At 62.9% G+C, this 25,427-nt stretch carries 23 protein-coding genes; 3 read left to right on the forward strand and 20 right to left on the reverse strand.

Translation table 11 applies throughout. The features are described from left to right. Positions 1-22: 22 nt before the first annotated feature. Entirely contained in the window at positions 23-1,183 is a 1,161-nt protein-coding gene (locus AC07UC_RS30050; RefSeq protein WP_494909009.1) for an ABC transporter substrate-binding protein, read from the reverse strand. Positions 1,184-1,349: 166 nt separating this feature from the next. Between AC07UC_RS30050 and AC07UC_RS30055 the strand changes: the two genes are divergently transcribed. Further along, the gene (locus AC07UC_RS30055; protein WP_494908381.1) at positions 1,350-2,627 is read left to right on the forward strand and encodes a sensor histidine kinase; all 1,278 of its coding nucleotides are present in this window, start codon (positions 1,350-1,352) and stop codon (positions 2,625-2,627) included. A gap of 21 nt (positions 2,628-2,648) precedes the next feature. Here the strand turns inward: AC07UC_RS30055 and AC07UC_RS30060 are convergent, their stop codons facing one another. The 9 genes from AC07UC_RS30060 to AC07UC_RS30100 all read right to left on the reverse strand — a co-directional run bounded on the left by AC07UC_RS30060 (position 2,649) and on the right by AC07UC_RS30100 (position 12,140). After that, entirely contained in the window at positions 2,649-3,914 is a 1,266-nt protein-coding gene (locus tag AC07UC_RS30060; RefSeq protein ID WP_494908382.1) for an NAD(P)/FAD-dependent oxidoreductase, read from the reverse strand. A gap of 23 nt (positions 3,915-3,937) precedes the next feature. Further along, on the reverse strand, positions 3,938-4,720 hold the full coding sequence (locus AC07UC_RS30065; RefSeq protein WP_056565140.1) for an HpcH/HpaI aldolase family protein: 783 nt from the start codon (positions 4,718-4,720) through the stop codon (positions 3,938-3,940). Positions 4,721-4,737: 17 nt separating this feature from the next. Beyond that, a complete protein-coding gene (locus AC07UC_RS30070; protein WP_494908383.1) occupies positions 4,738-6,432 on the reverse strand; it encodes a GMC family oxidoreductase in 1,695 nt (564 codons plus the stop codon). A gap of 14 nt (positions 6,433-6,446) precedes the next feature. After that, a complete protein-coding gene (locus AC07UC_RS30075; RefSeq protein WP_494908384.1) occupies positions 6,447-7,925 on the reverse strand; it encodes an aldehyde dehydrogenase family protein in 1,479 nt (492 codons plus the stop codon). 85 nt (positions 7,926-8,010) lie between these two features. Beyond that, on the reverse strand, positions 8,011-8,868 hold the full coding sequence (locus AC07UC_RS30080; RefSeq protein WP_494908385.1) for an amino acid ABC transporter ATP-binding protein: 858 nt from the start codon (positions 8,866-8,868) through the stop codon (positions 8,011-8,013). Continuing rightward, entirely contained in the window at positions 8,865-9,518 is a 654-nt protein-coding gene (locus AC07UC_RS30085) for an amino acid ABC transporter permease (protein ID WP_202323736.1), read from the reverse strand. Before AC07UC_RS30085 ends, AC07UC_RS30080 begins: the two co-directional genes overlap by 4 nt. A gap of 74 nt (positions 9,519-9,592) precedes the next feature. After that, a complete protein-coding gene (locus AC07UC_RS30090; RefSeq protein ID WP_494908386.1) occupies positions 9,593-10,435 on the reverse strand; it encodes a transporter substrate-binding domain-containing protein in 843 nt (280 codons plus the stop codon). Between the two features lie 28 nt (positions 10,436-10,463). Next, the gene (locus AC07UC_RS30095) at positions 10,464-11,456 is read right to left on the reverse strand and encodes a proline racemase family protein (RefSeq protein ID WP_494908387.1); all 993 of its coding nucleotides are present in this window, start codon (positions 11,454-11,456) and stop codon (positions 10,464-10,466) included. Between the two features lie 3 nt (positions 11,457-11,459). After that, positions 11,460-12,140, reverse strand: a complete 681-nt coding sequence (locus AC07UC_RS30100) for a GntR family transcriptional regulator (protein ID WP_064987884.1) — start codon at positions 12,138-12,140, stop codon at positions 11,460-11,462. Positions 12,141-12,252: 112 nt separating this feature from the next. Between AC07UC_RS30100 and AC07UC_RS30105 the strand changes: the two genes are divergently transcribed. Further along, positions 12,253-13,683, forward strand: a complete 1,431-nt coding sequence (locus AC07UC_RS30105) for an NAD-dependent succinate-semialdehyde dehydrogenase (RefSeq protein WP_494908388.1) — start codon at positions 12,253-12,255, stop codon at positions 13,681-13,683. A 37-nt stretch (positions 13,684-13,720) separates the two neighbouring features. Beyond that, positions 13,721-14,257, forward strand: coding sequence for a thiamine pyrophosphate-dependent enzyme (locus tag AC07UC_RS30110; protein ID WP_494908389.1), 537 nt, complete (start codon positions 13,721-13,723; stop codon positions 14,255-14,257). Between the two features lie 203 nt (positions 14,258-14,460). Here the strand turns inward: AC07UC_RS30110 and AC07UC_RS30115 are convergent, their stop codons facing one another. From AC07UC_RS30115 to AC07UC_RS30160, 10 genes are read right to left on the reverse strand one after another with little or no spacing between them, the layout of a single operon-like run. After that, positions 14,461-15,390, reverse strand: coding sequence for a LysR family transcriptional regulator (locus AC07UC_RS30115; RefSeq protein ID WP_140775053.1), 930 nt, complete (start codon positions 15,388-15,390; stop codon positions 14,461-14,463). A 58-nt stretch (positions 15,391-15,448) separates the two neighbouring features. Next, entirely contained in the window at positions 15,449-16,363 is a 915-nt protein-coding gene (locus AC07UC_RS30120) for an SMP-30/gluconolactonase/LRE family protein (RefSeq protein WP_494908390.1), read from the reverse strand. Between the two features lie 15 nt (positions 16,364-16,378). Next, on the reverse strand, positions 16,379-17,881 hold the full coding sequence (locus tag AC07UC_RS30125) for an aldehyde dehydrogenase family protein (protein ID WP_494908391.1): 1,503 nt from the start codon (positions 17,879-17,881) through the stop codon (positions 16,379-16,381). Positions 17,882-17,907: 26 nt separating this feature from the next. Further along, positions 17,908-19,407, reverse strand: coding sequence for an aldehyde dehydrogenase (locus AC07UC_RS30130; RefSeq protein WP_446720270.1), 1,500 nt, complete (start codon positions 19,405-19,407; stop codon positions 17,908-17,910). Then, complete coding sequence (locus AC07UC_RS30135) at positions 19,404-19,781, reverse strand: carboxymuconolactone decarboxylase family protein (RefSeq protein ID WP_140775049.1); 378 nt, start codon at positions 19,779-19,781, stop codon at positions 19,404-19,406. Before AC07UC_RS30135 ends, AC07UC_RS30130 begins: the two co-directional genes overlap by 4 nt. A 29-nt stretch (positions 19,782-19,810) precedes the next feature. Then, positions 19,811-20,218 (reverse strand): hypothetical protein, encoded by a 408-nt coding sequence (locus AC07UC_RS30140; protein WP_494908392.1) that lies wholly within the window; start codon positions 20,216-20,218, stop codon positions 19,811-19,813. A gap of 1 nt (position 20,219) precedes the next feature. After that, entirely contained in the window at positions 20,220-21,893 is a 1,674-nt protein-coding gene (locus AC07UC_RS30145) for a GMC family oxidoreductase (protein WP_172351812.1), read from the reverse strand. A gap of 36 nt (positions 21,894-21,929) precedes the next feature. Further along, on the reverse strand, positions 21,930-22,898 hold the full coding sequence (locus tag AC07UC_RS30150) for an ABC transporter permease (RefSeq protein ID WP_202323747.1): 969 nt from the start codon (positions 22,896-22,898) through the stop codon (positions 21,930-21,932). Between the two features lie 2 nt (positions 22,899-22,900). Then, complete coding sequence (locus AC07UC_RS30155; protein ID WP_202323748.1) at positions 22,901-23,851, reverse strand: ABC transporter permease; 951 nt, start codon at positions 23,849-23,851, stop codon at positions 22,901-22,903. Next, complete coding sequence (locus tag AC07UC_RS30160) at positions 23,848-25,389, reverse strand: sugar ABC transporter ATP-binding protein (protein WP_494908393.1); 1,542 nt, start codon at positions 25,387-25,389, stop codon at positions 23,848-23,850. Before AC07UC_RS30160 ends, AC07UC_RS30155 begins: the two co-directional genes overlap by 4 nt. Positions 25,390-25,427 lie beyond the last annotated feature (38 nt).

Consider the following 25,427-nt stretch of genomic DNA (forward strand, 5'->3'; position numbering starts at 1 on the left):
GGGGTGGCCAGACCAGTGGCGGTCACTGCGCCTTGAAGGCCTCGGGATCAGCCGGGCGCAGGAAAAACTGGTCCAGGTAATCCTTGCCTGCCCAGTTCTGGGCGCCGACGTTGTACCAGCCGTCAGAGTCTTCGCTGCAGTCGGCCGGGACGGCCTTTTCCAGCTGCTCGTAACTGAGCGTCTGCGGCTTCGTGAGGATGGACTGGACCTTCGGCCCCTGTCCCTGAAGAGTGCGCATCATGATGTTCCATGCGAACTCAAAATCATCACCTGGGGGCCATGCCTGGACCGCCTGACTGACGAAATCCTTGTTGTTGCGCCAATAGCAAAGCGCACCGATTTCGCCGCCGATCGAGAACGGCACCATGTCGCGTCCACTCTGTTGCAGAGCGCGCAAGGCACCCAGTTCAGACGCCGACTGGATGATGATGCCGTTCAGATCGCCCGGATTGGTGGCCAGCCATTTCTGGATCTCGGACTGGGCAACCTGGTCGGTCCACATGCCGGCGACTTGACCCACCACTTTGATGTCGGGGTATTTCGCCAGAGCCTTCAGCACGCCAACGTTCTGGGAATCCGATGCCGAAGCGCCGGGAATGCCTTCGACAACAAGGACGTTGCCCTTGCCATTGATCTGCTTGGCCATCCATTCGCCGAGCATGCTGCCACCCACCACGAAATTCGCGGAGGCGTTCACAGCATATGGAGATGTCAGATACCCGGTGGCCGAAAACACCGGTATGTCACGCTGGTGAGCGTATTCAACGGTCTGGTTCAGCGAGGTCGGATTGGAGCAGCAGACAATGATTGCGTCGACGCCCTGGTCAACAAGCTGCCGCATCTGCTGGATCTGCGTGGAGTCGTTCAGGTTCGACTGGGTAATGATCACGTCCTTGACGAGGCCGAGCTTCTTCCATTTCGGAATGAGCTCCTCCTGCAGACGTTTCATCACGTCAGCGCGCCACGTATTGCCCGCATATGAGCTCGCATAGCCGATCGTCCACGGCGGACCCTTCTTTGGCTTCCAATCGCGATACGCACTCTCCGCGAGCGGCTGCATTGGATCCATCATGTCCTTGTTGTAAAGTTCGTCCTGGATGTTCTTGGGCAGCTCATCCACGCCACCGGCAAATGCCGGACTGAAGCTGGCGATCGTTGCGACAGCGGCAAGCGATCGCAACATGGTTGCGAATGTCGTCAATTTTTCCTCCCTTAGTGCCGGGCGTTGAGCCGTGTGCACGCTGAGTTCAGTGGAACCCGCGAGGGACTATCGGGCAATCAGGACCTTGGAGGTAATACATTTTTCAAATGCGCTCTATACGCTTTCGCTATGGAGATCGCTCTGCTGAATGGTCATATGGCTCTGCGCCGTTGTCTGGATCGGGCTGGGCAGCCGGTCGGAGCTGGAGCATGTTCTCGACACCCGACTTCAGGAAGCCGCTCGCATGGTTCATTCCATGGTGGCGAGCGGCAATGTCAACGCATCCTCGACGCTGCCGGCCCTTGAGGACGGCGCATACGAACGTCAGCTCTCCTGCCAAATCTGGTCACTTGACGGCCACCTCGTCGCCCGATCGAGCGGCGCCCCGGATCAAAGTCTGGCAGAGGACCAGGAGGGTTATGCGGACAGGACCGTCAGCGGTGAGCTTTGGCGGGTCTACACCATCGTCGATCATACCAAGGGCGTAAGGGTCGCCGTCGGGGACCGGATCGGGCTACGCGACCGGCTGGTGCGCGACATCCTCGTCGGCCTGATCGGGCCTGCCCTGCTGATCGCCCCGATCCTCGGGATTTTGATCTGGCTTGCGCTGGCGCGGGGGCTGGCGCCTCTGAAGGCGGTCACCGATGAGATCGCCAAGCGGGATGGCGAGGATATGCGACCGCTTTCTCCACGCGATCCGCCGGAAGAGATTAAACCGCTGACATCCGCTTTGAACGAACTATTCTCCAAGGTCGAGGCGGCCCGGCGTCATGAGCGGGAAATCACGGCGTTTGCCGCGCATGAGCTTCGCACTCCCCTGGCGGGCTTGAAGACCCAGGCACAGGTGGCGCTTGCAACCCCTGATGGGCCCGGCCGCGAACAGGCGCTTCGTCATATCGTCACGTCTGTCGACCGCACCAGCCGAATCGTTCGTCAATTGCTGGCGCTCGCAGCGCTCGAAGCGGCGCCGCCGCCCTCCGCAGGCGCGATATGCAATATAGGCAGCGTCCTGCGCGACATCGTCGGATCGATGCCCAAATCCGATCTCGTGTCGGTCGTGATCGATGATGCTCTCGACGCCGTAACCCTAAACGGTGATCCCGACGACCTCAAACTCGTGCTTCGCAACCTGAATGAAAACGCGCTCGAGCATATGGCGAATGCGGGACGCATTACGTGGTATGCGCTGCCTGACCGAAATGGCGTGGCGATCTCCGATGAGGGGCCAGGCGTGGATGACGATGAGCTGCCACGCATCATCGAGCGGTTCTATCGAGGACGCAACAAAAGCGCTTCCGGCACCGGGCTTGGTCTTACGATCGCAACAATGGCAGCGGCGCGACTGGGAGCGATCCTCAGGTTCCGGAATCGATCCGACCGGCAGGGGCTGATCGCCGAGTTACAATGGCGCACGACCTCTCGGTGAGGCCGCATCACGCATCCGGAATCAGAACCTATCCGCCCGGAAAGGTGTCAGATCGATCGCCGGCGGCAAACCGGCGGCAAGTTGCGACACGATCTTGCCGGTGACAGCACCTCCGATCAGACCCTGATGGCCATGGCCGAAGGCGTAGATGACGTTCTTCGCCCGCGACGCCCGGTCGATAACCGGAATGCTGTCGGGGGTTCCCGGCCGATGACCCATCCAGCGCGCAACCTCGCCGACCTCCAATTTCCTGAACATGGGTCTCGCCTGCTTCAGGAGAACATCCGCCCGGTTCATGTTCGCGGGCGCCTTCAAGCCGGCAAACTCGACATTGCCGGCGATCCGCAGGCCATCTTCCATCGGCGAGGCGACGAACTTGCGGTCGGCCGAGATGGTCTGGATGCGCAGGCCGGTATCGGCGCCCTTGACCATGATGTGGTAGCCGCGCTCGCTCTCAAGCGGGATCCGGTCGCCAAGCTTGCGGGCAAGTTCGCCCGACCAGGCGCCGGCGCAAATCACCACGGTCTCAACTGGCATGCGATCGCCACCTTCAAGTCGCACAGCCGAAGGGCCGCTGGCCCCCATGTCGAAGCCGATGACTTTCGCCCTGACAAACCGTGCACCCTGTCGTGCCGCGTGTTCGGCAAGCCTGGCGACAAGCCGGCCAGGATTGGGGCACTGCCCCTGTTCGGGCAAATAGACCGCGCTCTTGAAGATCGGTGCCAGGGCCGGTTCGAGCTGGCGGATTTCGTCGGCATCGAGAATGTCCACCTTGACGCCGTGCTCACGCCGCAGCCCGAGGCCATAGGCACCCTTCGACGGACCATCGGCCGTTTCGTGGACGAAAAGCTGGCCGCGCTTCTGCAGGAGATCCTCGCAGCCGGCGGCCGTGATCAGCGGCTCGTAGCACTCGAATGTGTAGCGGTGCAGCGAGCGCATCGCCGCTGATATCTCCTCGACGCGCGGTCTGCGGCTGGCGGCGAGGAAGCGCAACAGCCAGGGCAGCGCGTGCGGCAGATAGGCGAGCCGCACGATCAGCGGACCTTCCGGATCCATCAGCCATTTCGGCACGTTGCGAAGCACACCCGGCATCGAGTTCGGGATGCAGGATCCCGGGCAGATGCCGCCGGCATTGCCGAAGGAGCACTGCTCCTCCGATCCGGGCAAGGCCGGATCGACCACCTCGACGGCAAAACCCTGCTCGAGCAAATAGTTCGCGGTGCAGACGCCGATGATGCCGGCGCCGATGACCGTCACCTTGCCGCGCGACGTGCTTGTCGATGTCATGGCGATCGATCCGGATGTGCCGATCAGGGCGCGATCGCGCTCGGCGTGCCGGCGCGGAAGGCCGGCAGCGACCGCGCCACCATCTGCTGCAGCATGCGGAAGTCGGAGAGATAGGCCATGAAGCGGTAGCCCATCTTGCGCATGTCGACGCCATAGGCGACCGAGCCGCAATGGATGCCCGGAATGACGCCGGCTTCCTTGCACTTGGCGGCGATGTATTCGATCGCCTCGTAAACCGAGGGATAGCGCGGATCGAAACCGGGCGCCTCGCCCATGGTGACGGCAAGGTCCGACGGACCGACGAAGATGGCGTCGAGGTTCGGGGTCTTCAGAATGTCTTCCAGGTTCTTCACGGCCTGGTCGCTCTCGATCATCGCCATGGTGATGATGGTGTCGTTGGCGTGCTGGAAATAATCCGCCCCGGCATAGAGCGAGGCGCGCAGCGGGCCTACGCTGCGGCCGCCCTTGGGGAAATAGCGGCAGGCCTTGACGAAGGCATCCGCTTCCTCGGCGGTGTTGACCATCGGGCAGATCACGCCATAGGCGCCGGCATCGAGCACCTTGCCGATGATCGCCGGATCATTCCACGGCACGCGCACCATCGGCGTCGTATCCGTCGTCGAGATCGCCTGCAGCATCGGCACGGCGTCGACATAGTCGGTCGCGCCATGCTGGAGGTCGACGGTCAGCGCGTCCCAGCCTTGCTGGGCCATCAATTCCGCCGAGATCGACGACGGAATGCCGAGCCAGCCCGTCACGACTTCGCCGCCGGCGGCCCAGATGTCCTTCACCTTGTTCTTGCGCATAGCCTTGAGGTCCTTTGCTATTGTCGGGAATTCAAAATCAGGTCCGCCGCTTTTTCAGCGATGGCGATGGTGGTGATGTTGGTGTTGGCCGCGACGATCGTCGGCATGATCGAGGCATCGACGACGCGCAGGCCCTGCACGCCGCGCACGCGGCATTCGGCATCCAGCACCGCCAACGGATCGCTGTCGGCGCCCATCTTGCAGGTGCCGGAGACATGCCAGCCCGACCAGACGGATTGCTTGACCCAATCGGCGATCAGCTCCTCATTGCCGAGCATCGCCTGGATGCGGTCGGTGGTGCCGAACTTGCGCTTGAGCAAGGTTTCGCGGAAGAACGGCGCGTAGTCGAAGAGGTAGGCCGCGGTTGCGGTCTTGATCCAGTTCGACGGCTTGCGGACGCTGAGCGCACGCGCCTCGTCGCTGTAGCCGGCCAGGAACCAGGTGTTGACGTGCTGCTGGACGCCGGGCGACTGCATGATCTTGCAGATGCGCTTGAAGCCGTCGACAAGGCGCATCAGGTCGCGGCCGTCGGAGGCCATGTTCAGATCGACGATCGGCTCATCGGTCTGCACCGCGGACTTCAACGTCACGGTGCCGCGCGAATAGGATTTGTTGACGCAGACATTGAGCGCGCCCATCGCCTTGCCGAGCGGGTGCCAGCCGGCGCGGTTGACGGGCATCAGCAGCATGTCGCCGGGGTGACAGTTGGCATGGTTCGAAGAGTATCTGACGCCCAGAAATATGTGGCGCCGCTGACCGGGCTTGAGCCGCGCGGATTTCTTGAAATGCGCGCCGACGGCCAGATGCGGATGATCGGTCAGGTTCTCGCCGACACCGGGGCGGTCGGCGACCACGTCGATGCCCAGCCGCTTCAGCTGCGCCGCCGGACCGATGCCGGCGCGCAGCAGGATGGCCGGCGAATGCAGGGCGCCAGCCGAAACGATCGTCTCGTTGGCGCTATGGATCTTCGTGCGGCCGGCGATCGTGACCTCGACACCGGTGATGCGCGTCCCCTTGGTCACCAGTCTCTCGACAAAGGCATTGGCGAAGATGTGCAGGTTCTTGCGGGCGCGCGCCTCGGCGTCGAGATAGCCGATCGCGGTCGAGACGCGGCGGTCGTTCTCGTTCGACAGCGGCAGCGGGAACGAGCCGTCCTCGAAACTGCCATTGTAGTCCGGCCGGTAGGGGTATTCGCTTTCCGTCACTTTGAGGACGGATCTGGTGAATCCGGCCCAGTCCTGCGGAAAGACGCGGCGGATCGGAATCCGCCCGGTCTTGTTGTGAAGCTCGCCATCGAAATCGAGATCGCGTTCGAGCTTCTTGAGGTAGGGCAGCATGCTGTCCCATCCCCAGCCGGGCAGGCCGAGACCTTCCCATTCGTCATAGTCGTGCGGCATGCCGCGCACCGCGAACTGGCCGTTGATGCTGGAGCCGCCGCCCATCACCTTGGCCTGTTCGAGTTTGGCCGTCTTGACCACTTGCGCATTCTGCTTGGGCGAGCGGTTGAAGACGCGCAGTTCGGTCCAATGGTATTTCGGGTCGAAATAGGACAGGCCGGGATAGCTGTCGGCGATCACCTCCGGAACGTCATCCGGCGGCGTGTCGGGCCCGGCTTCGAAAAGCGCGACTTGCTTCGTGCCGTTCTCCGAGAGACGGCTGGCGAGCACGGCACCCGCCGAGCCGCCGCCGACAATGATGTAGTCGAATTGCATGTGCTTGCGCTCGCTCAGCCGTAATTGGCCCAGATGGCTTTCTGGCGCAGGAACGCCTCGATGCCGGCACGACCCATGTCCTTGCCGAAGCCGGAGCCCTTGTAGCCGCCGGCCGGATAGGTGAACTCCGGTCCGCGCCCGTGCTGGTTGATCCAGACCATGCCGGCCTCGATCGAATCCGCCGCCTTGAGCGCCTTCTTCAAATCCGTGGTGTGGACGCTGGCGGCGAGCCCGTAGACCGGATGCGCCGCCAGGGCGAGGCCTTCCTCAAGATCGGCAAAGGTGCGCACCGTTAGCACCGGACCAAAGAACTCGTCCTTGAAGCCGATATTGTCGTCGGCGACGTTTTCGAGGATCGTCGGCGCGAAAAAACTGCCTTCGTTGCGTCCTTCCAGCACCGTGCCGCCGGTGACGACCGAGGCGCCTTCGCTGATGCTGGCGCGCACCATCGTATCGATGCGCTCAAGCTGCTTGCGGCTGATGATCGGCGCGAAGGTGGTCGTCTCGTCCCAGGTCGGTCCCGCCTTGATCGCCTTGGTCCGGGCGATGACGCGTTCGAGAAGTTGATCCGCGATCTTGTCCTCGACGATCAGCCGCGAACCGGCCGTGCAGACCTGGCCCGCATTGTCCATGAACGCCGCCGCGACGCGGCCGGCCACCACATCGATGTCGCCGGCATCGGCCAGCACCAGCTGCGGGCTTTTGCCGCCGAGTTCGAGCGTGACGGGCTTGATGCCGGACTGGGCCGCGAGCGTCATGATCGCGGCACCGGTCTGCGTCGAGCCGGTGAAGGAGATTTTCAGGATGTCGGGATGGCGCACGATCGCCGCACCGGTCGTATGACCATAGCCGTTGACGACATTGAACAGGCCGGCGGGAATGCCGGCCCTGGCGGCAAGCTCCGCCAACGCCAAAAGGCTGTGCGGCGTCAGTTCCGACGTCTTCATCACCACCGCATTGCCGGCGGCCAGCGCCGGGGCGAATTTCCAGGCCGCGGTGATCATCGGGAAGTTCCACGGAACGATCGCGCCGACAATGCCATAGGGCTCATGCTTGACGATGCTCAGCGCATTCGCCTCGGTCGCTGTGACCGTGCCCTCGATCTTGTCGCAGAACTCGGCGTAGTAGCGCACGACGCCGGCGGTACGTACCGCGTCGCGAGCAATCGTCATCGAGATCAGCCGGCTCGATCCCATCGCTTCCAGCTGTCCGAGATAGGTCGCGTTCTCTTCGATCAGCGCAGCAAAACGCATGAGCACGGCGGCGCGATCGCGTGGCGCGATCTTCGCCCAGCGACTCTGCGCCAGCGCCTTCTTCGCGGCATCGACGGCTTGCTGCACCGCTGCCTCGCCGCCATCGGTGATCAACCCCATGGGTTGGAGATCGGAAGGGCGAAGAACCTCGATCTCCACGCCAGGCAGTTCAATGTACTGCCCGCCGATATGATGGCCCCTGGGAATAGCGATTGTGGCCGGATCGAAACTCAGTGTCATTGATGTCTTCCTTTTGCGGCCAGCTCGAAAGGGGGGCGCATTCGACGATGTCCGCTTGGCTGTTTTCGCGTGAATCGGCGTGCCTTCAGCACGCCTTCTCGGCTTCACGCGCCTCAAGGAACGGGCGAAGCAGGTCCGCCGATTCATGGAAGCGTCCGACAAATGTCTTCAGACGCGGATGTTCGGGATGCAGCAGCACCTTGGCGGGTGGCCCCTGCTCCGCCACCAGCCCCTGATCGAGGAATACGACCCGATCGGCGACCTCGAAGGCGAAGCCCAGCTCATGGGTGACGATCACCATGGTCATGCCGCTCCTGGCCAGCTCGACCATCGCCTTCATGACCTCGCCGACCAGTTCGGGATCGAGCGCCGAGGTCGGCTCGTCGAACAGCATCACCTTCGGCTGCATGGCCATGGCCCTCGCGATCGCGACGCGCTGCTGCTGGCCGCCGGAAAGCTGGCGCGGATATTTTTCGACGTGCTGCGACAGCCCCATGAGATCGAGCAGTTGCAGCGCCTTCTGGCGTGCCTGCTCCTTCGGCTCCTTCTTGACGATGACCGGGCCTTCCATGACGTTTTCGAGCGCCGTCATGTGCGGGAAGAGATTGAACTGCTGGAAGACCATGCCGGTCTTGGAGCGGATGCGGTTGACTTCCTGCGCTGGTATCTGGGCACCCTTGCCGTCGGCCTGCCTGTCGAACAGCGTCTCGTCATCGATGACGATGCTGCCGCTGCTCGGCACGTTGAGCAGGTTGATGCAGCGCAGCAGCGAGGTCTTTCCCGACCCGCTGGCGCCAATCAGCACGACCACCTCGCCTTCGACGACCGAGAGATCGATGCCGTTCAGCACACGCTTGTCGCCGAATTTGAGGCAGATGCCGTCCAGCCGCAGGACAGGCTTGTCGCCTTTGTCGATCACGGCGCTTGGTTCGCTGATGCTCATTTGAGGCTCCCGCTCTTTTCGAGCTTCCGGGACAGCAGTGTCAGCGGCACCAGGATGATCAGGAAGATGACGCCGACGGCGGTGTAAACTTCCATCGGCCGATAGGTGAAGCTCGAGATGTAGCTCGCCTGATAGAGAAGGTCGGGAACCGTGATCATCGACAGCAGCGTGGTGTTCTTCATCTGGATGATCGACTGGCCGGCCAGTGGCGGGATCATCTTGCGGAAGGCCTGCGGCAGGATGATGCGGCGCATGCGCTGGCCGTAGGACATGCCGATGGCGGTCGCCGCATCCGTCTGGCCGGGATCGACCGACTGGACGCCGGCGCGCAGGATTTCGGCGTAGAAGGAGCCGACGTAGCAGCTCAGCCCGATGAAGCCGGCCCAGAATTTCGTGACATTGATGCCGGCGAAAATCGGGAAGGCGTAATAGACCCACAGAAGCGTGACGAGCAGCGGAATGTTGCGGAAAAACTCGACATAGATCTGGCCGAGAATGACCAGCGGCCTGAACGTGCTGAGCTGGATAAGCCCGATAAACAGGCCGATCAGCATGCCGGCGCCGATGGTGATGACGGTGAAGTACAACGTCATCAGCAGGCCCTGCCAGAGCAGCCCGATATTGTTGGTTATGACTGTATAGTCGAACATGGCGTCCTCACTGGTTCGATGCACGTCCAGTGGTGGCCTGACCGCCGCACCAGGCGGCGGTCAGGCTGTTGCGATCAGAAGGAGAACCCTGCCGGAAGGATCGACAGGTCGATGCCGCGGGCTTCCCACGAGCGGGCAAGCTTGCCCTGGGCGAGGCCGAGCGAACGCTCCTGCAGGATCCAGTTGGTCAGGAAGTTGATGTAACCGGCATTCCCCGGCTTGCGGGCGACGGCCAGCGTCGCCGGATTGCGCAGGATCGGCTCGGGCAGCGAAACATTGCCGATCTTCTGGTTGGTGATCTGCAGCGCATCGAAGATGGAAAGCACGACGCCATCGGCGCGGCCGGCCTGCAGTTCCATCAACGCCAGGCCACGATCTTCCACCGGCGTGATCTTGGCTTTCGGCAGCAGGGCTTCGGCGACGACCTGCATGGTGCTGCCCTTCTGGACGACGACGGTCTTGTCGGGCGTGTTGAGCCCGGCCCAGGTCTTGACCGGCTTGCCGGGAGGCGTCAGCACGGCCCAGGCGTCGGTGAACAGGGGCTCCCACAGATAGTCGACGACGAGACCGCGCTTCGGGTTCGGATTGACGCCGATGGCGATGTCGATCTTGTTGGACTGGAAGTCGGCGGCCAGATTGCCCCAGGTGGTCTCGACAGGCTCGAGCTTGACGCCGAGCTGGGTCGCGATCTCGCCCAGGAATTCGTAGTAGAAGCCGCTCCATTGGCCGGTGGCCGGATCCTTGATGTAGCCCGGCTCCTCGCCGGTCATCACAGGAACCTTGAGCACGCCGCTGGCGCGGATCTGGTCGATGACGGCGGACGGATTGTCGTCGGCGGAAGCAGCGATCGGCGCGGTGAGCAGGCCAAGACCGATGGTCAAAGCGGCCATGAACGTGCGCATTACTGTGAGTTTCATGTCATTCCCCTTTCTGAGTTATTTGTGGTTAGCGGGCTAGAAATCCCTTCGAGAGGGGGTCGCCCTTCTCGAAGTAGATTGTCTGGGTCGAGGTGATGAAGGCCGAGCCCTCGATCTCGATGATCATCGCCTCGCGGCCTTGCTCCTCGACGCGCCTTTGCAGGCGCGCCTCGAACGGAATGCCGAAGATATTCTTGGCGTGATAAGTCTGGTCGGGGTCGATCAGCCCCTTCCCGAGCAGGTAGGTCAGGCGCGCCGAGGTGCCGGTGCCGCACGGCGAGCGGTCGAACTTGTTGGATTCCAGGACAAGAAAATGCGTCGCCGAATGCGCGCTGTCGGCATCGTGGAAAAGCACGCTCGGCGCGGCAGCACCTGCCAGCAGAGGCAGGTCCTTCGTCGCCGCCTTGATCGCGTCCTTGATCCTGGCGCCGGCCTGCATCAGGGCCGACGCATTGTCCGGGATCAGCTTGAAGCCGAGTGGGCCGGCATCCACCAGCGCATACCACATGCCGGCGTAGACGATCGCGGCATCGACCTTGCCGACGCCTTCGACGGAAACGCTCAAGCGCTCCAGCCCGACATAGCTCGGGACATTGGCGATCCGCACACGGTCGAGCGAGCCGTCTTCGTTCCAGACCAGATGAACGGTCACGATACCCGCCGGCGTTTCCAGCGTGAAGCTGTCGCCCGTTTCGACAGAGATCTGGCCGGTGAAGGCCAGCGTCCTGGCGAGGCCGATCGTGCCGTGACCGCACATATCAAGATAGACATAGGACGAGATGAAGAACGCACCATAGTCGGCGACATCGGAAGCGACCGGCACGAGACCGACCATGGCGGCATGGCCGCGCGGCTCATGCAGCAGCGCCGGGCGAAGATGGTCGAAGCGCCGGCGGAAATAGTCCCGCTTCTCCCGCACGCTCGAACCGGAGAGTTTCGGAACGCCGCTGAGGATGACGCGCGTGGGGTGGCCGGCGGTATGGGAATCGATGACGCTGAACGCTGACGAGAAGCTGGACACGGACTAGCCCTCTCCGAAGGCGTCGCGAATGCCGGCCCGCATGCTCTGCCAGATTTCCCGAATGAGGTTTTCGGTCATGGCCTTGGCGCTTTCGCCATCACCGGCGGTGATCGCATCATAGATGCGGGCCGTGTCGTCCAGCGACAGCTGGATGATCTTCGGATCCTGCTCGTAGGCATGATAGCGGTAGCGCAAGGCCTGCTTTTCCAGCCCGCCAAGCAGGCGTGTCAGCGTCTTGTTGCCGGCCAGCGTGTAGGTCAGGAAAGAGCCGCGCACGTCGACGATGAAGAACTGCCGCGCATCGTTCCTGGCCTGAGCCTGCTTCAGCTCCGACAAAAGGTTCTTGAATTCGGCCTTCTTTTCGATGTCGGCGGATTCTGCCGCCTGCTTGGCGACCAGCCCTTCGAGTTCGATGCGGCAGGTATAGACCTCGTCGAAATCGCGCTGCGACATCGGTGAAACCCAGATGCCGCGCCTGGCCTCGCGCATCACCAGGCCGTCGCGCTCGAGCAGTCTGAGCGCCTCGCGCACCGGCGACCGGCTGACGCCGTAACGCGCGGCGACCATTTCCTCGGTCAACCGCTCCCGCGATTTGAGGCGGCCGAAGATGATCTCTTCCTCGAGCATCTCGGCGAGATTCTCCGGGATGGCGACCGATAATTTCTGGATGCGCGCTAAAATCATGTCGACACCATACTGTATACAATGTACAGGTCAAGCCATCGCGGAAATTTTCTTGTGACGTGCAATCCGCCGGCGGCTTTCCGCGCCCCGCCGGGCTGAAAGGGCCAGGAACATGTATCCAGAGACGATCGAGCTGCTGATTGACGGCGTGTGGCGCCAGGGGTCGGACGGCAAGTCCGAACCATTGATCAATCCTGCCACCGAGGAGGTGTTGGCTATCGTGCCGCATGCCACGGTGGCCGATCTCGACCGTGCTCTCGCCGCATCGCTCAAGGGCTTCAAGCTTTGGAAGACGATGACCGCGATGCAGCGCTGGGCGATCATGGACAAGGCCGCCGACCTGATCGAGCAGCGCAAGAACGCAATCGCCCGTATCCTGACGATGGAGAACGGTAAGGCGCTGGCGGAGGCCACCGGCGAGGTGCAGTTCGCGGCGGACGCGACCCGCTGGTATGCGGAAGAAGGCAAGCGCGCCTATGGCCGCATCGTCCCTGCCCGGCTGCCCGGCGTGCGGCAGATGGTGCTCAAGGAGCCGGTCGGGCCTGTCGTCGCCTTCGCTGCCTGGAACTTTCCGGCCAGCAATGTCATCCGCAAGATTTCAGGTGCGCTCGGCGCCGGCTGCTCGATCATCCTGAAGCCGGCGGAGGAAACGCCCGGAACCGCCGTCGCCATCGCCCGCTGCTTCCAGGACGCCGGATTGCCGGCGGGCGTGCTGAACATCGTGTTCGGCGAGCCGGCCAAGGTCTCGTCCTATCTCATCGCCTCGCCGATCCCGAAGAAGGTCTCGCTGACCGGATCGACGGCCGTCGGCAAGCTGTTGCAGAAGCAGGCGGCGGATACGCTGAAGCGCTGCACCATGGAACTGGGCGGCCACGCCCCGGTCATCGTTTATGAGGACGCCGATCTCGACAGGACGCTCGACACGCTCGTCGCCTTCAAGTTCCGCAATGCCGGCCAGGTATGCACCTCGCCGACCCGCTTTTACGTGCATGAGGCTGTCTATGGCCGCTTCATCGAAGGCTTCGCCTCGCGCGCCGAAAAGCTCAAGATCGGCGACGGGCTCGATGCAAACGTGCAGATGGGCCCGATGATCGCGCCGCGACGGCTGGACGCCATGGACGGCTTCGTCAGCGATGCGACGGCGAAGGGGGCGAGCGTCGTCACCGGCGGCAAGCGGATCGGCAACAAGGGTTATTTCTACGCGCCGACCTTGCTGAAGGATGTGCCGGACACGGCGCGCATCATGTCCGAAGAGCCATTCGGGCCGATCGCGCCGACCACCACCTTCTCAACCTTCGACGACATGATCGAACGGGCAAATTCGCTGCCTTACGGCCTGGCCTCCTTCGTCTTCACCCGCAATCTCAGCCTTGCGCAGAAGACCGAGGCAGCGCTGGAGGCCGGCATGGTCGGCGTCAACCACATGATGGTGTCGACGCCGGAAACGCCGTTCGGCGGCGTCAACGAATCCGGCTACGGCTCGGAGAGCGGCATCGAAGGCCTCGACGCCTATCTGCGGACGAAGTTCGTGACGGAGATGTAGAGCGCGCAATCGATGCGTGCAGAGATGATTGTCGAGCGTGGGGATCAAGGCGGGGCATGGCTTCCGTTTTGCGAGCGCGATGCCGAGCCAGACGATTGTGGACGAGAGCGTCAGCTTCGGCCGCGATTTCTTCTCCGAAACCCAGGATGCCGCCCAGCACGACTGGCTGCAACTTACGGGCGGCGCGATTGGCGCCGGTATTCCGCTCGCCACGGGAGCGGCCATTGGCGCGCCCGGGCGAAGGATCGTCAACCTGCAAGCGGACGGATCCGCACTTTATTCCGCACAGGGGCTGTGGACGCAGGCACGCGAAAACCTCGATGTCACGACGATCATTCTTTCCAACCGCAAATACGCAATTCTGCTGGGCGAATTGGCCAATGTCGGAGCCAATCCGGGGCGGGTCGCGCTCGACATGATGAGCCTTGAGAACCCGTCGATCAGCTGGATCGATCTGGCAAAGGGCTACGGCGTCGAAGCGGCACAAGCGGCTACGATGGAGCGTTTCACGCAATTGCTGACGATGTCGTTTCGACGCAAGGGGCCATTCCTTATCGAACTGGTTGTACCCTGATCACATGGCTGGCAACCGAGTTGCGTGCACGCTATCGCGAGTTTAGCCAATGTCCTGGCCTCAAGCCCGACACCTCGACAATCGTCATAGGTCTCACCGTCACTCGAATGCTGACGGGTAGTTCAGGGCATTCGGCATCGACCCGGCGGATAAGCGGGTTGCGGCCGATCTTTCCACCCGATCGGGGATGACGGCACCAACACTCATTCAGGATAAGTTGTCGGTTTCCAGATGTGGGTGGAAATGATGTCCCGCAGTTCCGTGCGCACCGCGCGGAAGAGTGGGCGAAAGTTCGAGGACATCGGTCGCTGCGACGAGGTCGCGAGGATCAGCTGCCGGGTAATCGGCGGATCGAATGGCCAGACCTCGATGCGGCCAGCCTCGACAAGGAGATGGACGGAAGCATAGGGCAGAACCGTATAGCCAGTGCCCTCCTCGACCAGAAGCAAGGTTGAAGGCATTGCCTCCAGCTCCATCTCGACGCGCGGATAGATGCCATGCTCCGCCAGGGTGTTGTCGATAAGCCGCCGCAACCCGTGCGGGCGGCTGGGCAGGATCATCGGCAGCTCGGCGAAGATGTTGAGGCCGACCGGCCCGCGCGGCAGCACGCGCTCGGACAAGACCGGTCCGATCAGAAACAGCTCGTCATCGGCGAGCGGCTCGGTCAGCACCGAGGGATGGTTCGGCGAATTGTAGAGCACGGCGGCATCGATGCGGCCGGCGATCAGCCATTCCAGGATATGGCCGCTGAAGCCTTCGATCACCTGCAGCGCGACATTGGGAAACTCGTTCTTGATCTTCTTGACCAGCGGCACCGTCAACACAGTGCCGACCGAAGGCGGCACGGCCAGCACCAACCTTCCCTTCGGCGAGGATTTGAGGTTCGAGACGGCATTTTGCGCCAGCCGCATCCGCTCGACGATCTCGTCGGCATGGGCCTTCAGGAGCACGCCCGCCTCGGTCAGCACGACACCGCGGCCGTTGCGATAGAACAGCTCGACGCCGAGTTCCTCCTCAAGCCCGCGAATATGGCGCGTGACCATCGGCTGGGTGACGCTGAGGTCGAGTGCGGCCTTCGAGAAGCTGCCAGCCGCGCCGACGGCGATGAATACCTGTAGCTGCTTCGTGTCCAACTTTCACCCCAACCATCCGCTGCCGCAGCGCTTCCAAGCTCCCCCAGTGGTGTCCGTGTCACGTGCCGAACGGGTACTTCTGGCCTCGGACATTCAGGAACACGGCATAGACCGATGTTGTCGCCGTGATGAACAGCCGATTGTTGCGCGGCCCGCCAAAGGCCAGGTTCGCAACCATTTCCGGCACCTGGATTTTCCCGATGAGTTCACCCTCGGGCGTATGGCATTGTACGCCATCCCAAGCGCTGATCCAGAGATTGCCCATGACATCAACGCGAAAACCATCCGGAATGCCAGGCGATATGTCGGCGAAGATGCGGGAATTTGCCAATCTGTCGCCGTCAACGTCAAACTGCCTGACGTGATGGGGAGCGCTGCGGTCGGTTAGAAAACCGGAGTCCGAAATATAAAGGTGCTTCTCGTCGGGCGAAAAGGCGAGCCCGTTCGGCATGGAAAAATCATCGGCAACGACGGTGATCTTCCCCGATACCGGATCGATCCTGTAGACGCGGCAGCCCGGCTGCTCCTGCAGGCCCTTGCGCCCGACATAATCGGAGATGATCCCGTAGTTCGGATCGGTGAACCAGATGCTGCCGTCGGACTTCACGACAACATCGTTCGGCGAGTTCAGCGGCTTGCCATCGTAGGCGGAGGCCAGCACCGTGATCGAGCCGTCCCACTCGGTACGCACGACACGGCGTTCCCCCTGCATGCAGGTGACCAGCCTTCCACTACGATCGCGCGTGTTGCCGTTCGGGTTGGAGACATGGCTTCGGAACAGCGAAACCGCGCCCGTCTCCTCGTCCCATCGCAGCATGCGGTCGTTGGGAATATCACTCCAGATCAACGAGCGAAGGTCGGCGAAATAGACCGGCCCCTCCGCCCAGCGATTTCCCGTGTGGATGGTTTCGAGGAATGCGACCGGATCGATCAGATCCCCGAACCGCGCATCGATCGTCTCGTAGCAGGACATCGGCCGCCCCCTCGCCTATGGCAGCCGGATCGCGACGGTCTTGGTCTCGGTGTAAAGCTGGAGCGCCTGTTCGCCAAGTTCTCGCCCCCAGCCCGATTGCTTGAAACCGCCGAACGGCATGGTGACGTCATTGAAGTTATGGCAGTTCACCCAGACCGTGCCGGATTTGATCTTCGCGGCCAGCCGATGCGCGGCGCCCAGATTGTTGGTCCAGATCGATGCGGCCAGGCCATACTCGGTGTCGTTGGCATCCCTGGCGAGTTTGTCCAGGTCCTCGTCGTCGAAGGGCATCGCGCAGGCCACCGGCCCGAATATCTCTTCGCGGATCACCGACATGTCAGGCCGCGTACGGGAAATGACCGTCGGTTTGACGAAATAGCCGACGTCACCCGCACGCGCGCCGCCAGTGACGATCTCGGCGCCATCGCTCCTGCCTTCCGAGATCAGCCGGGTGATGCGTTCCATCTGCTGCTGAGAGACGACGGGGCCAAGCTCCGTCGCAGGATCAAGCCCGGCGCCGAGCTTCAGCTTTTCGGCGCGCTCCGCGATCCCGGACATGACCTTGTCGTAGATCTTCTTGTGAACGAAGAAACGCGTTCCCGCGCCACAGCTCTGCCCGGCATTGAAGAATGCCGCGCTTGAGGCGCCGGCCACCGCCATGTCGATGTCGGCATCGCCAAGCACGATGGTCGGCGCCTTGCCGCCAAGTTCCAGGCTGACCTTCTTGAGATTGCCGGTCGCGGCGCGGGCAATCAGCCGGCCGACCTCGGTCGAACCGGTGAATGCCACCTTGTCGATGTCGGGATGGGCAGACATCGCCGCACCGACGGTTTCGCCAAAGCCGGTCAGGATGTTGACTACGCCTTCCGGAAAACCGGCGTCCTGGACCAGCCTGCCGAAATAGAGCGCGCCGAGCGGCGTCTGCTCGGCCGGCTTGAGCACGATCGTACAGCCGGCCGCCAAGGCCGGCGCCACCTTCCAGGCGAGCATGCTGAGCGGGAAGTTCCACGGGATGATCTGGCCGACGACGCCGACCGGCTCGCGGCGGGTGTAGGCGTGCCAGTCGCCGGGCGCGTTGATCGTCATCGTCTCGCCATTGATCTTCGTGGCCCACCCCGCATAGTAGCGGAACGTCTCGGCCGTGAATGGCACCTCGCCATTGCGGGAATCACCGATCGGCTTGCCGCTCTCATAGGAATTGAGCGTCGCCAGCATATCGACATTGGCATCGATCAGATCGGCGAGTTTCCAGATCAGCCTGGCGCGCTCGGCCGGCACCATTTTCGACCAGGGGCCGTCGATCGCCTTGCGCGCGGCCCGGACCGCCAGATCGACATCGGCGCTGTCGCCGGCCGGCACTGCGGCAATGATCCGGCCGTTCGAAGGATCGACCACTTCCAACGTCTTTCCCGAGGCCGCCGGGAGCCACGTGTTGCCGACAAGCATCGCATGGCTGCCGCCGACGAACGCCGCCACCTTGGGATCGAGTGGCGGCACGGCATCGAAACGTATGGTCATGGTTTCCTCCCGAAGCATCTGGTCGATTAGCGCTGGACGAATGGCGCGGGAATGGAATTCCCGGCATCGATCCAGATGCTTTTTTCCTGAAGATATTCGTAGATGGCGGTCTGGCCGTTCTCGCGGCCGATGCCCGACTGCTTGTAGCCGCCGAATGGCGAGAGATAGCTGGTGGCGCGGTACATGTTAACCCAGACGCTGCCGGCTTCGAGCCGCTCGGGCAGGCGGATCGCCCGACCAAGGTCCTGCGTCCACATCCCGGCCGCAAGGCCGTAGATGGTGTCGTTGGCGATAGCCACCGCCTCGTCCTCGTCCTCGAAGGGAATGACCGACAGCACCGGTCCGAAGACCTCTTCCTGGGCGATGCGCATGGACTGCTTCACGTTGCCGAAGATCGTCGGCTCGACGAACCAGCCGTCGGCAATCGACGTGTCCTCGGGTACCTTGCCGCCGAGCAATTGCGCGGCGCCCTCGCCATTGGCGATGCCGATGTAATCGAGCACCTTGGCGCGCTGCGGCAAGGTGGTGATCGGACCCACCTGGGTCTCGGGATCAAGCGGATCGCCGATCCTCGCGGTCTTTGCGAAGGCGACCAGCTTCTCCGTCACCTGGTCATAGACCGAGCGCTGCACGAGCGCGCGCGATCCGGCGATGCAGGTCTGCCCGGTCGCGGCGAAGATCCCCGAAACGAGGCCTGGAATGGCAGCGTCCATCTTGGCGTCGGCAAAGACGATGTTGGCGGATTTGCCGCCGAGTTCGAGCGTAACCTTCTTGAGCCCGCCGGCGGCGGACTGATAGACGCGGCGGCCGGTCGCGTCGCCGCCGGTGAAGGCCACTTTGGCCACATCGGGATGCGTGACCAGCCGATCGCCGATTTCGTGGCCGAAACCGGTGACGATGTTGACGACGCCCTTGGGAAAGCCCGCCTTCTCGAAAAGCTGGCCGAAGAACAGAGCCGACACCGAGGAGAATTCCGACGGCTTCCAGACGACCGTGTTGCCCGCGGCGAGCGCCGGAGCAAGCTTCCATGTCGCCAGCATCAGCGGCGAGTTCCATGGGGTGATCGCGGCCACCACCCCGAGCGGCTCGCGGCGCGTGTAGTTGAACACGCCCGGCTTGTCGATCGGGATGACGCGCCCCTCGATCTTGTCGGCGAGGCCGCCAAAGAAGCGGAACCATTGCGGGATGTATTTGCACTGCATCCGCATTTCATTGATCAGCTTGCCGTTGTCGCGGGTTTCGAGAACGGCCAGGGTCTCGGCCTCCTCCGCCACGAGGTCGGCAAAGCGCGTCATGATCTGTCCACGCGCTGTTGGGGTCATTGTCCGCCACTCGCCGCGGAAGGCGGCCGCGGCTGCCTGAACGGCCGCATCGACATCGGCTATCCCGGCGCGCGGGAGGAGCGCCCAAGCCTTGCCGGTGAAGGGATCGAAGGATTCGAAATAATCCCCCGACTGCGCGGCGGCCTGGCGGCCGCCGATCAGCATCGACAGCTTTTCCGTGGCGAGCGGCGGACGGGTTGTCATGCTCCGACTTCCTGCAAAGCTTCGCGCGCCACCCGGAAAGAATCCACGCCTGCGGGCACGCCGGCATAGATCACGACCTGTAGAAGGACTTCGCGGATTTCGTCCTTGGTCACACCGTTGGTCAGCGCGCCCTTCACGTGCATCTTCAGCTCGTGCGGACGATTGAGGGCAGCGAGCATGGCGAGGTTCAGCATGCTGCGGGTCTTCTTGTCGAGCGTGTCGCGGCCCCAGACGGCGCCCCAGCAATATTCCGTCACGAGTTCCTGCAGCGGACGATTGAAATCGTCGGCGCTGGCGAAGGACTTCTCGACGAATTCTGCGCCCAGAACCGATTTGCGGATTTCAAAACCCTTGTCGAATACATCTTTGCTCATTGGATTGTCCTTTCCGGTTGATTGGGAGATCAAAGGCCGGGAGTCGGCCGATATTTGCGGCCGCGCGCAATGACGTGGCCGAGCGAGCCGTCGGTCAGGTAAATCTGCGTCGCCTTGGAATCGTAGGGGACGTTCTCCTGGCCGGGATAGCCGATCAGTTCGCGCACGCGCGGGCTCATATAATAGGTGGCGATGGCAATCGTTGTGATCGCCGAGAAGGCTTCGCCATCCTGTTTGTTGAGGCTTTCCAGGCAAGCCTCTGCGCCGCTGGCCGGATCGACCGCGATGCCGCGCGCAAAGCCCGGCTTCAGGTCCGTGCGAAAATCCAGCGACTTCTCGACGTCGGCATAGCCGCAGACATCGCTGAACTTCGGCATCTTGCCATATGCGGGGATGAGGAAATCGGCGAGCGCGAAGAAGGTGTTCTCGTTCGACATGTCAGGCCACCTTCTGGTTGCGGCGCTCGGCGATCATGCGTCGCGTGTTGCGCAGCGCGACCGCCATGATGGTCGCCGTCGGGTTGGTGGCGCCCGAGGTCGGGAAGGTCGACGCGTCCATGACGTAGAGGTTGGGCACGTCGTGGCAGGCGCCCCATTGATCGACGACCGAGCGCTTCGGATCATCGCCCATGACGGTGGTGCCGATGAGATGCCAGCCCGATTCTCGCACCGGTGTCGAAACCAGCGTCTCGATGGCGCCGGCGGCGCGCACCGATTCCAGGCAGCGATCGATGTTGAACTTCAACAGCCGGTTGGAGTTCTCGTTGACCTTGTAGACGATCTGCGGCGCGGGCAGCCCGTCGGAGTCCGTCAGATCCTTGGACAGGATCACCTGGTTGCTCTCTTCCGGAAGATCCTCACCGACGATGCCCCAGATCAGCGAGTGGCCGAAGCGACGCGCCACATTCTCGTGCAGGTTGGCGCCCCAGAAATCCTGGAACCGGCCGCTCTCGGCGACATAGACCTTGGATCCGGTTGCCCCGGATACGCCAACCGGTCCGCCCGAGGGCATGCAATTCCATTTCGAACCGCGCACGAAGCCGCGGCTTTCGTCGGTCTCGTAGAACTCGAGCGAATAGACCTGCTGGCCAAAGGGGCCGCGCCAGGAATCGAGCGGATCCGCGTAAGAGGCAAGCACGCTGGCGAAGGGATGCATCATCAGCCTTTTGCCGACCATGCCCGACGAGTTGGCAAGGCCGTCCGGGTTCCTGGACCCTCCTGACATCAGCAGCAGTCGCGGCGTGCCGACGCCATTGGCGCACAGGATGACCACCTTGGCGCGCTGGCGCCGCTCCCGGCCGTTCGCGTCGATATAGACGACACCGGTCGCCAGCCCTTGCTCGTTGGTCTCGACTTCCTTGACCCGGGCACGGGTGACCAGCCGCGCGCCGGCTTTCAATGCCAGCGGCCAATGCGACCGGTCGGTCGTGGATTTCGCGCCCTCCGGACACCCGGTAAGACAGGTTCCGCGGCGCACGCACGGATTGAGTTCGCCGAACGTCTCCGACGGGATGGCATTGCTGCCGGGCCACCAGTGCCAGCCCATCTTTTCCATGCCCAGCGCACCGCGCAGACCGACGGAGCCGATGGGCAGCGCCGGGAAGGGATAGGCACCGCGGGGCGGATAGGCCGGATCGCCGGCGAGACCGGAAACGCCCACCTCGCGCTCGATCTCGAGCTGGTAAGGAAGCAGGTCCTCATAGCTGAACGGCCAGTCCTCGGCCACGCCGTCCATCGACCTCACGCGGAAGTCCGACGGCAGGAAATGCATCCACTGCGCGCCATAAAGCGTCGCGCTGCCGCCGACGCCGGCGAACATCAGCGGGTTGATGTCCGTCGTCGACGTGTCGACCGGATAGTCGTTGGGATTGTCACGGACGTTGGGATTGGGATGCCAGAGCTTGGTGCTGACAAGTTCGTGCTCCGGACGCGCGCCGGTATAGTCGGCATAATCAGGCCATTCGCCCTGTTCGAGCACGACAACGGAAATGCCGGCACGCGCCAGGTGAAGCGCGGCAACCGAGCCGGATGGGCCGGCCCCGACGATCACGACATCCACTTCCTCGTCGCGCCTTGCCCGTGCACCGCGATCCGCCAGAACTTCAACGGTCATTTTCTTCCTCCCTTGGGGTCCAACGGCAGCATCGGGTCAGGCGAGCCGCGTCCGGTAAAACGCCGCCGCGCCGATGATGATGACGCCCTTGATGATGAGCTGCATCTCGATCGGAAATCCGAGCAGCAGCACGAGATTGTTGATCACCACCAGAACAGCCACGCCAAGCAGCGCCGCGAAGATGTTGCCGCGCCCACCGGTAAGCGCCACGCCGCCCATCACCGCGGCAACGATGGAGTCCAGTTCGTAGCCTTGCCCGACCCAGTTCGAGACGGTACCGACATAGCCGAGCAGGAACAGGCCGCCTATTCCCGCGCAGACCGAGCAGATGACGTAGCAAAGGATGACCACGCGATCGGGCGCGACACCGTTGAGGAACGCGGCCTTCGGATTGCTTCCCACCATGAATATCTCACGGCCGAGGCGCGACCGGTGCAGCACGATGCCGAACGCGATCGCCAGGAATGCCAGGGTGATCAGATTGACTGGTACGCCAAAAATCCGCCCCGAGGCCAGAAAGCCCATGCCCGGCGGCAAGGTGCTGATCGGCGCCCCGCCGGTATAGGCGAAACGAATGCCCTGCAGGATGATCATCATCGCCAGTGTCGCGAGAAACGGGCTGACATTGCGCTTGGCGACGAGCCAGCCGTTCACCAGGCCCACCATGGCCGACAGGGCGATCGCGGCGATGAAGATCATCGGAATCGCTTCATTGGTGGTGGCTTTGAAAGCGGTCGCCAGCACCGCCACCGTCGCCATCAGCGAGGCCACTGACAGGTCCAATCCGCGCACCAGGATGACGAAGGTCTGACCGATCACAACCATGCCAAGCGGTGCCGCGATGGTCAGCACATTGACCAGGTTGGCCGGTCGCAGAAAGGTCGGTGAGGCAAGAGCCGCGACGGTCATCAGCACGACCAGGAAGACCACCAGCCCGTAGCGCTCGAAGACAGACGCCAGGGAAATGCCTTGCGATCGCGGCATCGGGGTATCGAGAGGCGCCATCATTATCTCCGCCTTGGTGTGTGGATGCCGACGGCGATGATGATGATAAGCCCCTGGATGACCCACTGGTAGTAGGACGAGACATTGACGAAGTTCAGCAGGCTGTTGAGCATGGTGACGAGCAGCACGCCAAGGAAAGTGCCAAGCACGCCGCCTCTTCCGCCGGCGAGGATGGTGCCTCCGACCACCACCGGCGTCACCGACTGCAGCGTCAGCGCGGCACCGATGCGCGGGTCGCCAACGCCAGTTCGCGCAGTCAGGAAAATCGCCGCTATGCCCGCGCACAGGCCCGACAGCGCGTAGGCAAGCACCACGATACGATCGACCGGCAACCCGTTCAGCCGCGCCGCTTCCCGGTCGCCGCCGACGAAGTAGATGCTGCGGCCGGTGCGCGTGCGCTGCAGCCAAAGCCCGGCGAGCGCGAAAATCACGACGAGCACGACGGCGCTGAGCGGAATGCCGCCGACCTTTGCATAGGCGATATCCGCGAAGGCACGCGGTACGGAGCCACCGGGCTCCTTGCGGTACATCAGCGTTCCGCCGAAGATGATCGAGGACATGCCGAGCGTGACGATCAACGGATGGACGCGCAGCACGACCGTCAACAACCCGTTGAGCGCGCCCACAGCGGTCGCGGCGACCAATGCGAGCGGCAGTGCAAGCCACACCAGATCGGGGCGCCATTCGAGGAAGTTCGCCAGAAAGACGGTGAGCGCACCAACCAGCGAACCGACCGCCAGATCGATGCCGCCCATCAGCACGACAAACGTCTGGCCCAGGCTGACCATGCCCAGCACGATGAGCTGCTGGAACAGGTTGCCGATGTTGCGCCAGGTCAGGAACCGATCGGACAAGAAGCCGCCGGCGACCGCAAGCAGGACCAGCAGCACAGCCACGATCAGATAGGAAAGCATCAGCCGGTTGCGGCGAAGATCCATCGTGATCGCACTCATCCTACCGGCTCCGCACGTTGATCAATTTCCGCCTTGCGGTGCCCGACAGATCGCACGGCGAGATCCATGATCGCCTCCTCGCCGAGCGCATCGCCTTTGATTTCGCCGACGACATAGCCTTGCGCCATCACGAAGACCCTGTCGGAAAGGCCGACGATTTCGGGCAGTTCCGAACTGATCATCAGCACGCCGACGCCGGAATCCGCCAGCCGGCGCACGATGCGATAAATCTCCACCTTGGCCCCGATATCGACCCCGCGCGTTGGTTCGTCGAGGATAAGCAGCCTGCTGGCGATCCGCGACCAGCGGCTGAACAACACCTTCTGCTGGTTTCCACCGGAGAGATTGCCGATCTTCACGTCAGGCGACGGCGTCGCGACCGAAAAGTCCTGGATCTGCCGCATGGCCACCGCACGTTCCTGCTTGCGGTCGATCAGGCCATGTTTCGTTATGCCTTCGAGGTCGGGCGCTACGATGTTGGCGGAAATCGGCAGGCCGAGAAACAGGCCGTCGTCCTTTCGGCTCTCGGTCAGAAAACCGAGCCCGTGGCGTATCGAGCCCTTCGGAAGCTTCGCCGCAAATGGCTTGCCATCGAATTCGATCACACCACTCTCCACGGCGCGCGTGCCGAAGATCGCCTCGGCGACCTCCGTGCGCCCCGAACCGACCATGCCGGCGACGCCGACGATTTCGCCAACCTTGACGTTGAGGCTGACGTCACGGACGCGCGGACCAGCCTTGAGGTTGCGAACGGCGAGCACATCCGGGCCGCTCGCCGGTGCGGTGCGCCGCGGCGGATAGATCTGGCTGAGCCGGCGACCGACCATCCGGGTGATCATCTCTTCGCGCGTGAGCGCGCTTACCGGGCTCGTGCCGACGAGCTGGCCGTCCTTGAGGATCGTGACCGTGTCGGCGATCTCGAAGATTTCCTCCAGCCTATGGGAGACGTAGACGATACCGACGCCTTCGTTGCGCAGCCTGCGCATGTTCTCGAACAAAAGATCGACCTCGCGTCCGGCGATGACCGCCGTCGGCTCGTCCAGGATGAGCAGCCGCACCTTGCCGACCAGAGCTTTCGCGATCTCGACCATTTGCTGGTCGGCAAGCGGCAATTCGTCGATCCTGGCGTGGGTTGGAATGTCGACGCCGAGCTGTGAGAGAATTTCAGCGGCGCGGACGTGGCGGGCGCGGTTTGAAATGAGACCCAGCATGCCGCGGGGCTGCGTGTCGACCAGAATGTTCTCGGCAACGGAAAGCTCGGGAAAAAGAGCAAGCTCCTGATGGATCACGTGGATGCCGGCCGCGCGTGCTTCCTTCGGCGACTGCCAGGAAGCCGGCCTGCCGAGGTAGGTCATGGTCCCGGAATTCGGTTTGGTCACGCCGCCCATGACGCGGATCAGCGTCGACTTGCCCGCGCCATTTTCGCCGAGAAGGGCGTGAATCTCGCCGGGTTGCACGGCGAAATCGACCTTGTCCAGGGGTTTGACTCCAGGATAGTCCTTCTCGATCTGACTGAGTTCAATAACAGACGCTGACATATCCGGTGCTCGAACTGTTCAATGCACGTCCGGTGCGC

The sequence above is a fragment of the Mesorhizobium sp. GW821-FHT04C10 genome (assembly GCF_059420305.1).

Excerpts from the sequence above, each read along its gene's own strand:
- AC07UC_RS30100 (WP_064987884.1), bottom strand. The coding sequence starts at position 12,140 with ATGATTTTAGCGCGCATCCAGAAATTATCGGTCGCCATCCCGGAGAAT.
- AC07UC_RS30150 (WP_202323747.1), bottom strand. The coding sequence starts at position 22,898 with ATGGCGCCTCTCGATACCCCGATGCCGCGATCGCAAGGCATTTCCCTG.
- AC07UC_RS30145 (WP_172351812.1), bottom strand. The coding sequence starts at position 21,893 with ATGACCGTTGAAGTTCTGGCGGATCGCGGTGCACGGGCAAGGCGCGAC.
- AC07UC_RS30130 (WP_446720270.1), bottom strand. The coding sequence starts at position 19,407 with ATGACAACCCGTCCGCCGCTCGCCACGGAAAAGCTGTCGATGCTGATC.
- AC07UC_RS30060 (WP_494908382.1), bottom strand. The coding sequence starts at position 3,914 with ATGACATCGACAAGCACGTCGCGCGGCAAGGTGACGGTCATCGGCGCC.
- AC07UC_RS30120 (WP_494908390.1), bottom strand. The coding sequence starts at position 16,363 with ATGTCCTGCTACGAGACGATCGATGCGCGGTTCGGGGATCTGATCGAT.
- AC07UC_RS30155 (WP_202323748.1), bottom strand. The coding sequence starts at position 23,851 with ATGAGTGCGATCACGATGGATCTTCGCCGCAACCGGCTGATGCTTTCC.
- AC07UC_RS30055 (WP_494908381.1), top strand. The coding sequence starts at position 1,350 with ATGGTCATATGGCTCTGCGCCGTTGTCTGGATCGGGCTGGGCAGCCGG.
- AC07UC_RS30160 (WP_494908393.1), bottom strand. The coding sequence starts at position 25,389 with ATGTCAGCGTCTGTTATTGAACTCAGTCAGATCGAGAAGGACTATCCT.
- AC07UC_RS30135 (WP_140775049.1), bottom strand. The coding sequence starts at position 19,781 with ATGAGCAAAGATGTATTCGACAAGGGTTTTGAAATCCGCAAATCGGTT.
- AC07UC_RS30050 (WP_494909009.1), bottom strand. The coding sequence starts at position 1,183 with ATGTTGCGATCGCTTGCCGCTGTCGCAACGATCGCCAGCTTCAGTCCG.
- AC07UC_RS30140 (WP_494908392.1), bottom strand. The coding sequence starts at position 20,218 with ATGTCGAACGAGAACACCTTCTTCGCGCTCGCCGATTTCCTCATCCCC.
- AC07UC_RS30075 (WP_494908384.1), bottom strand. The coding sequence starts at position 7,925 with ATGACACTGAGTTTCGATCCGGCCACAATCGCTATTCCCAGGGGCCAT.
- AC07UC_RS30080 (WP_494908385.1), bottom strand. The coding sequence starts at position 8,868 with ATGAGCATCAGCGAACCAAGCGCCGTGATCGACAAAGGCGACAAGCCT.
- AC07UC_RS30065 (WP_056565140.1), bottom strand. The coding sequence starts at position 4,720 with ATGCGCAAGAACAAGGTGAAGGACATCTGGGCCGCCGGCGGCGAAGTC.
- AC07UC_RS30070 (WP_494908383.1), bottom strand. The coding sequence starts at position 6,432 with ATGCAATTCGACTACATCATTGTCGGCGGCGGCTCGGCGGGTGCCGTG.
- AC07UC_RS30125 (WP_494908391.1), bottom strand. The coding sequence starts at position 17,881 with ATGACCATACGTTTCGATGCCGTGCCGCCACTCGATCCCAAGGTGGCG.
- AC07UC_RS30105 (WP_494908388.1), top strand. The coding sequence starts at position 12,253 with ATGTATCCAGAGACGATCGAGCTGCTGATTGACGGCGTGTGGCGCCAG.
- AC07UC_RS30090 (WP_494908386.1), bottom strand. The coding sequence starts at position 10,435 with ATGAAACTCACAGTAATGCGCACGTTCATGGCCGCTTTGACCATCGGT.
- AC07UC_RS30085 (WP_202323736.1), bottom strand. The coding sequence starts at position 9,518 with ATGTTCGACTATACAGTCATAACCAACAATATCGGGCTGCTCTGGCAG.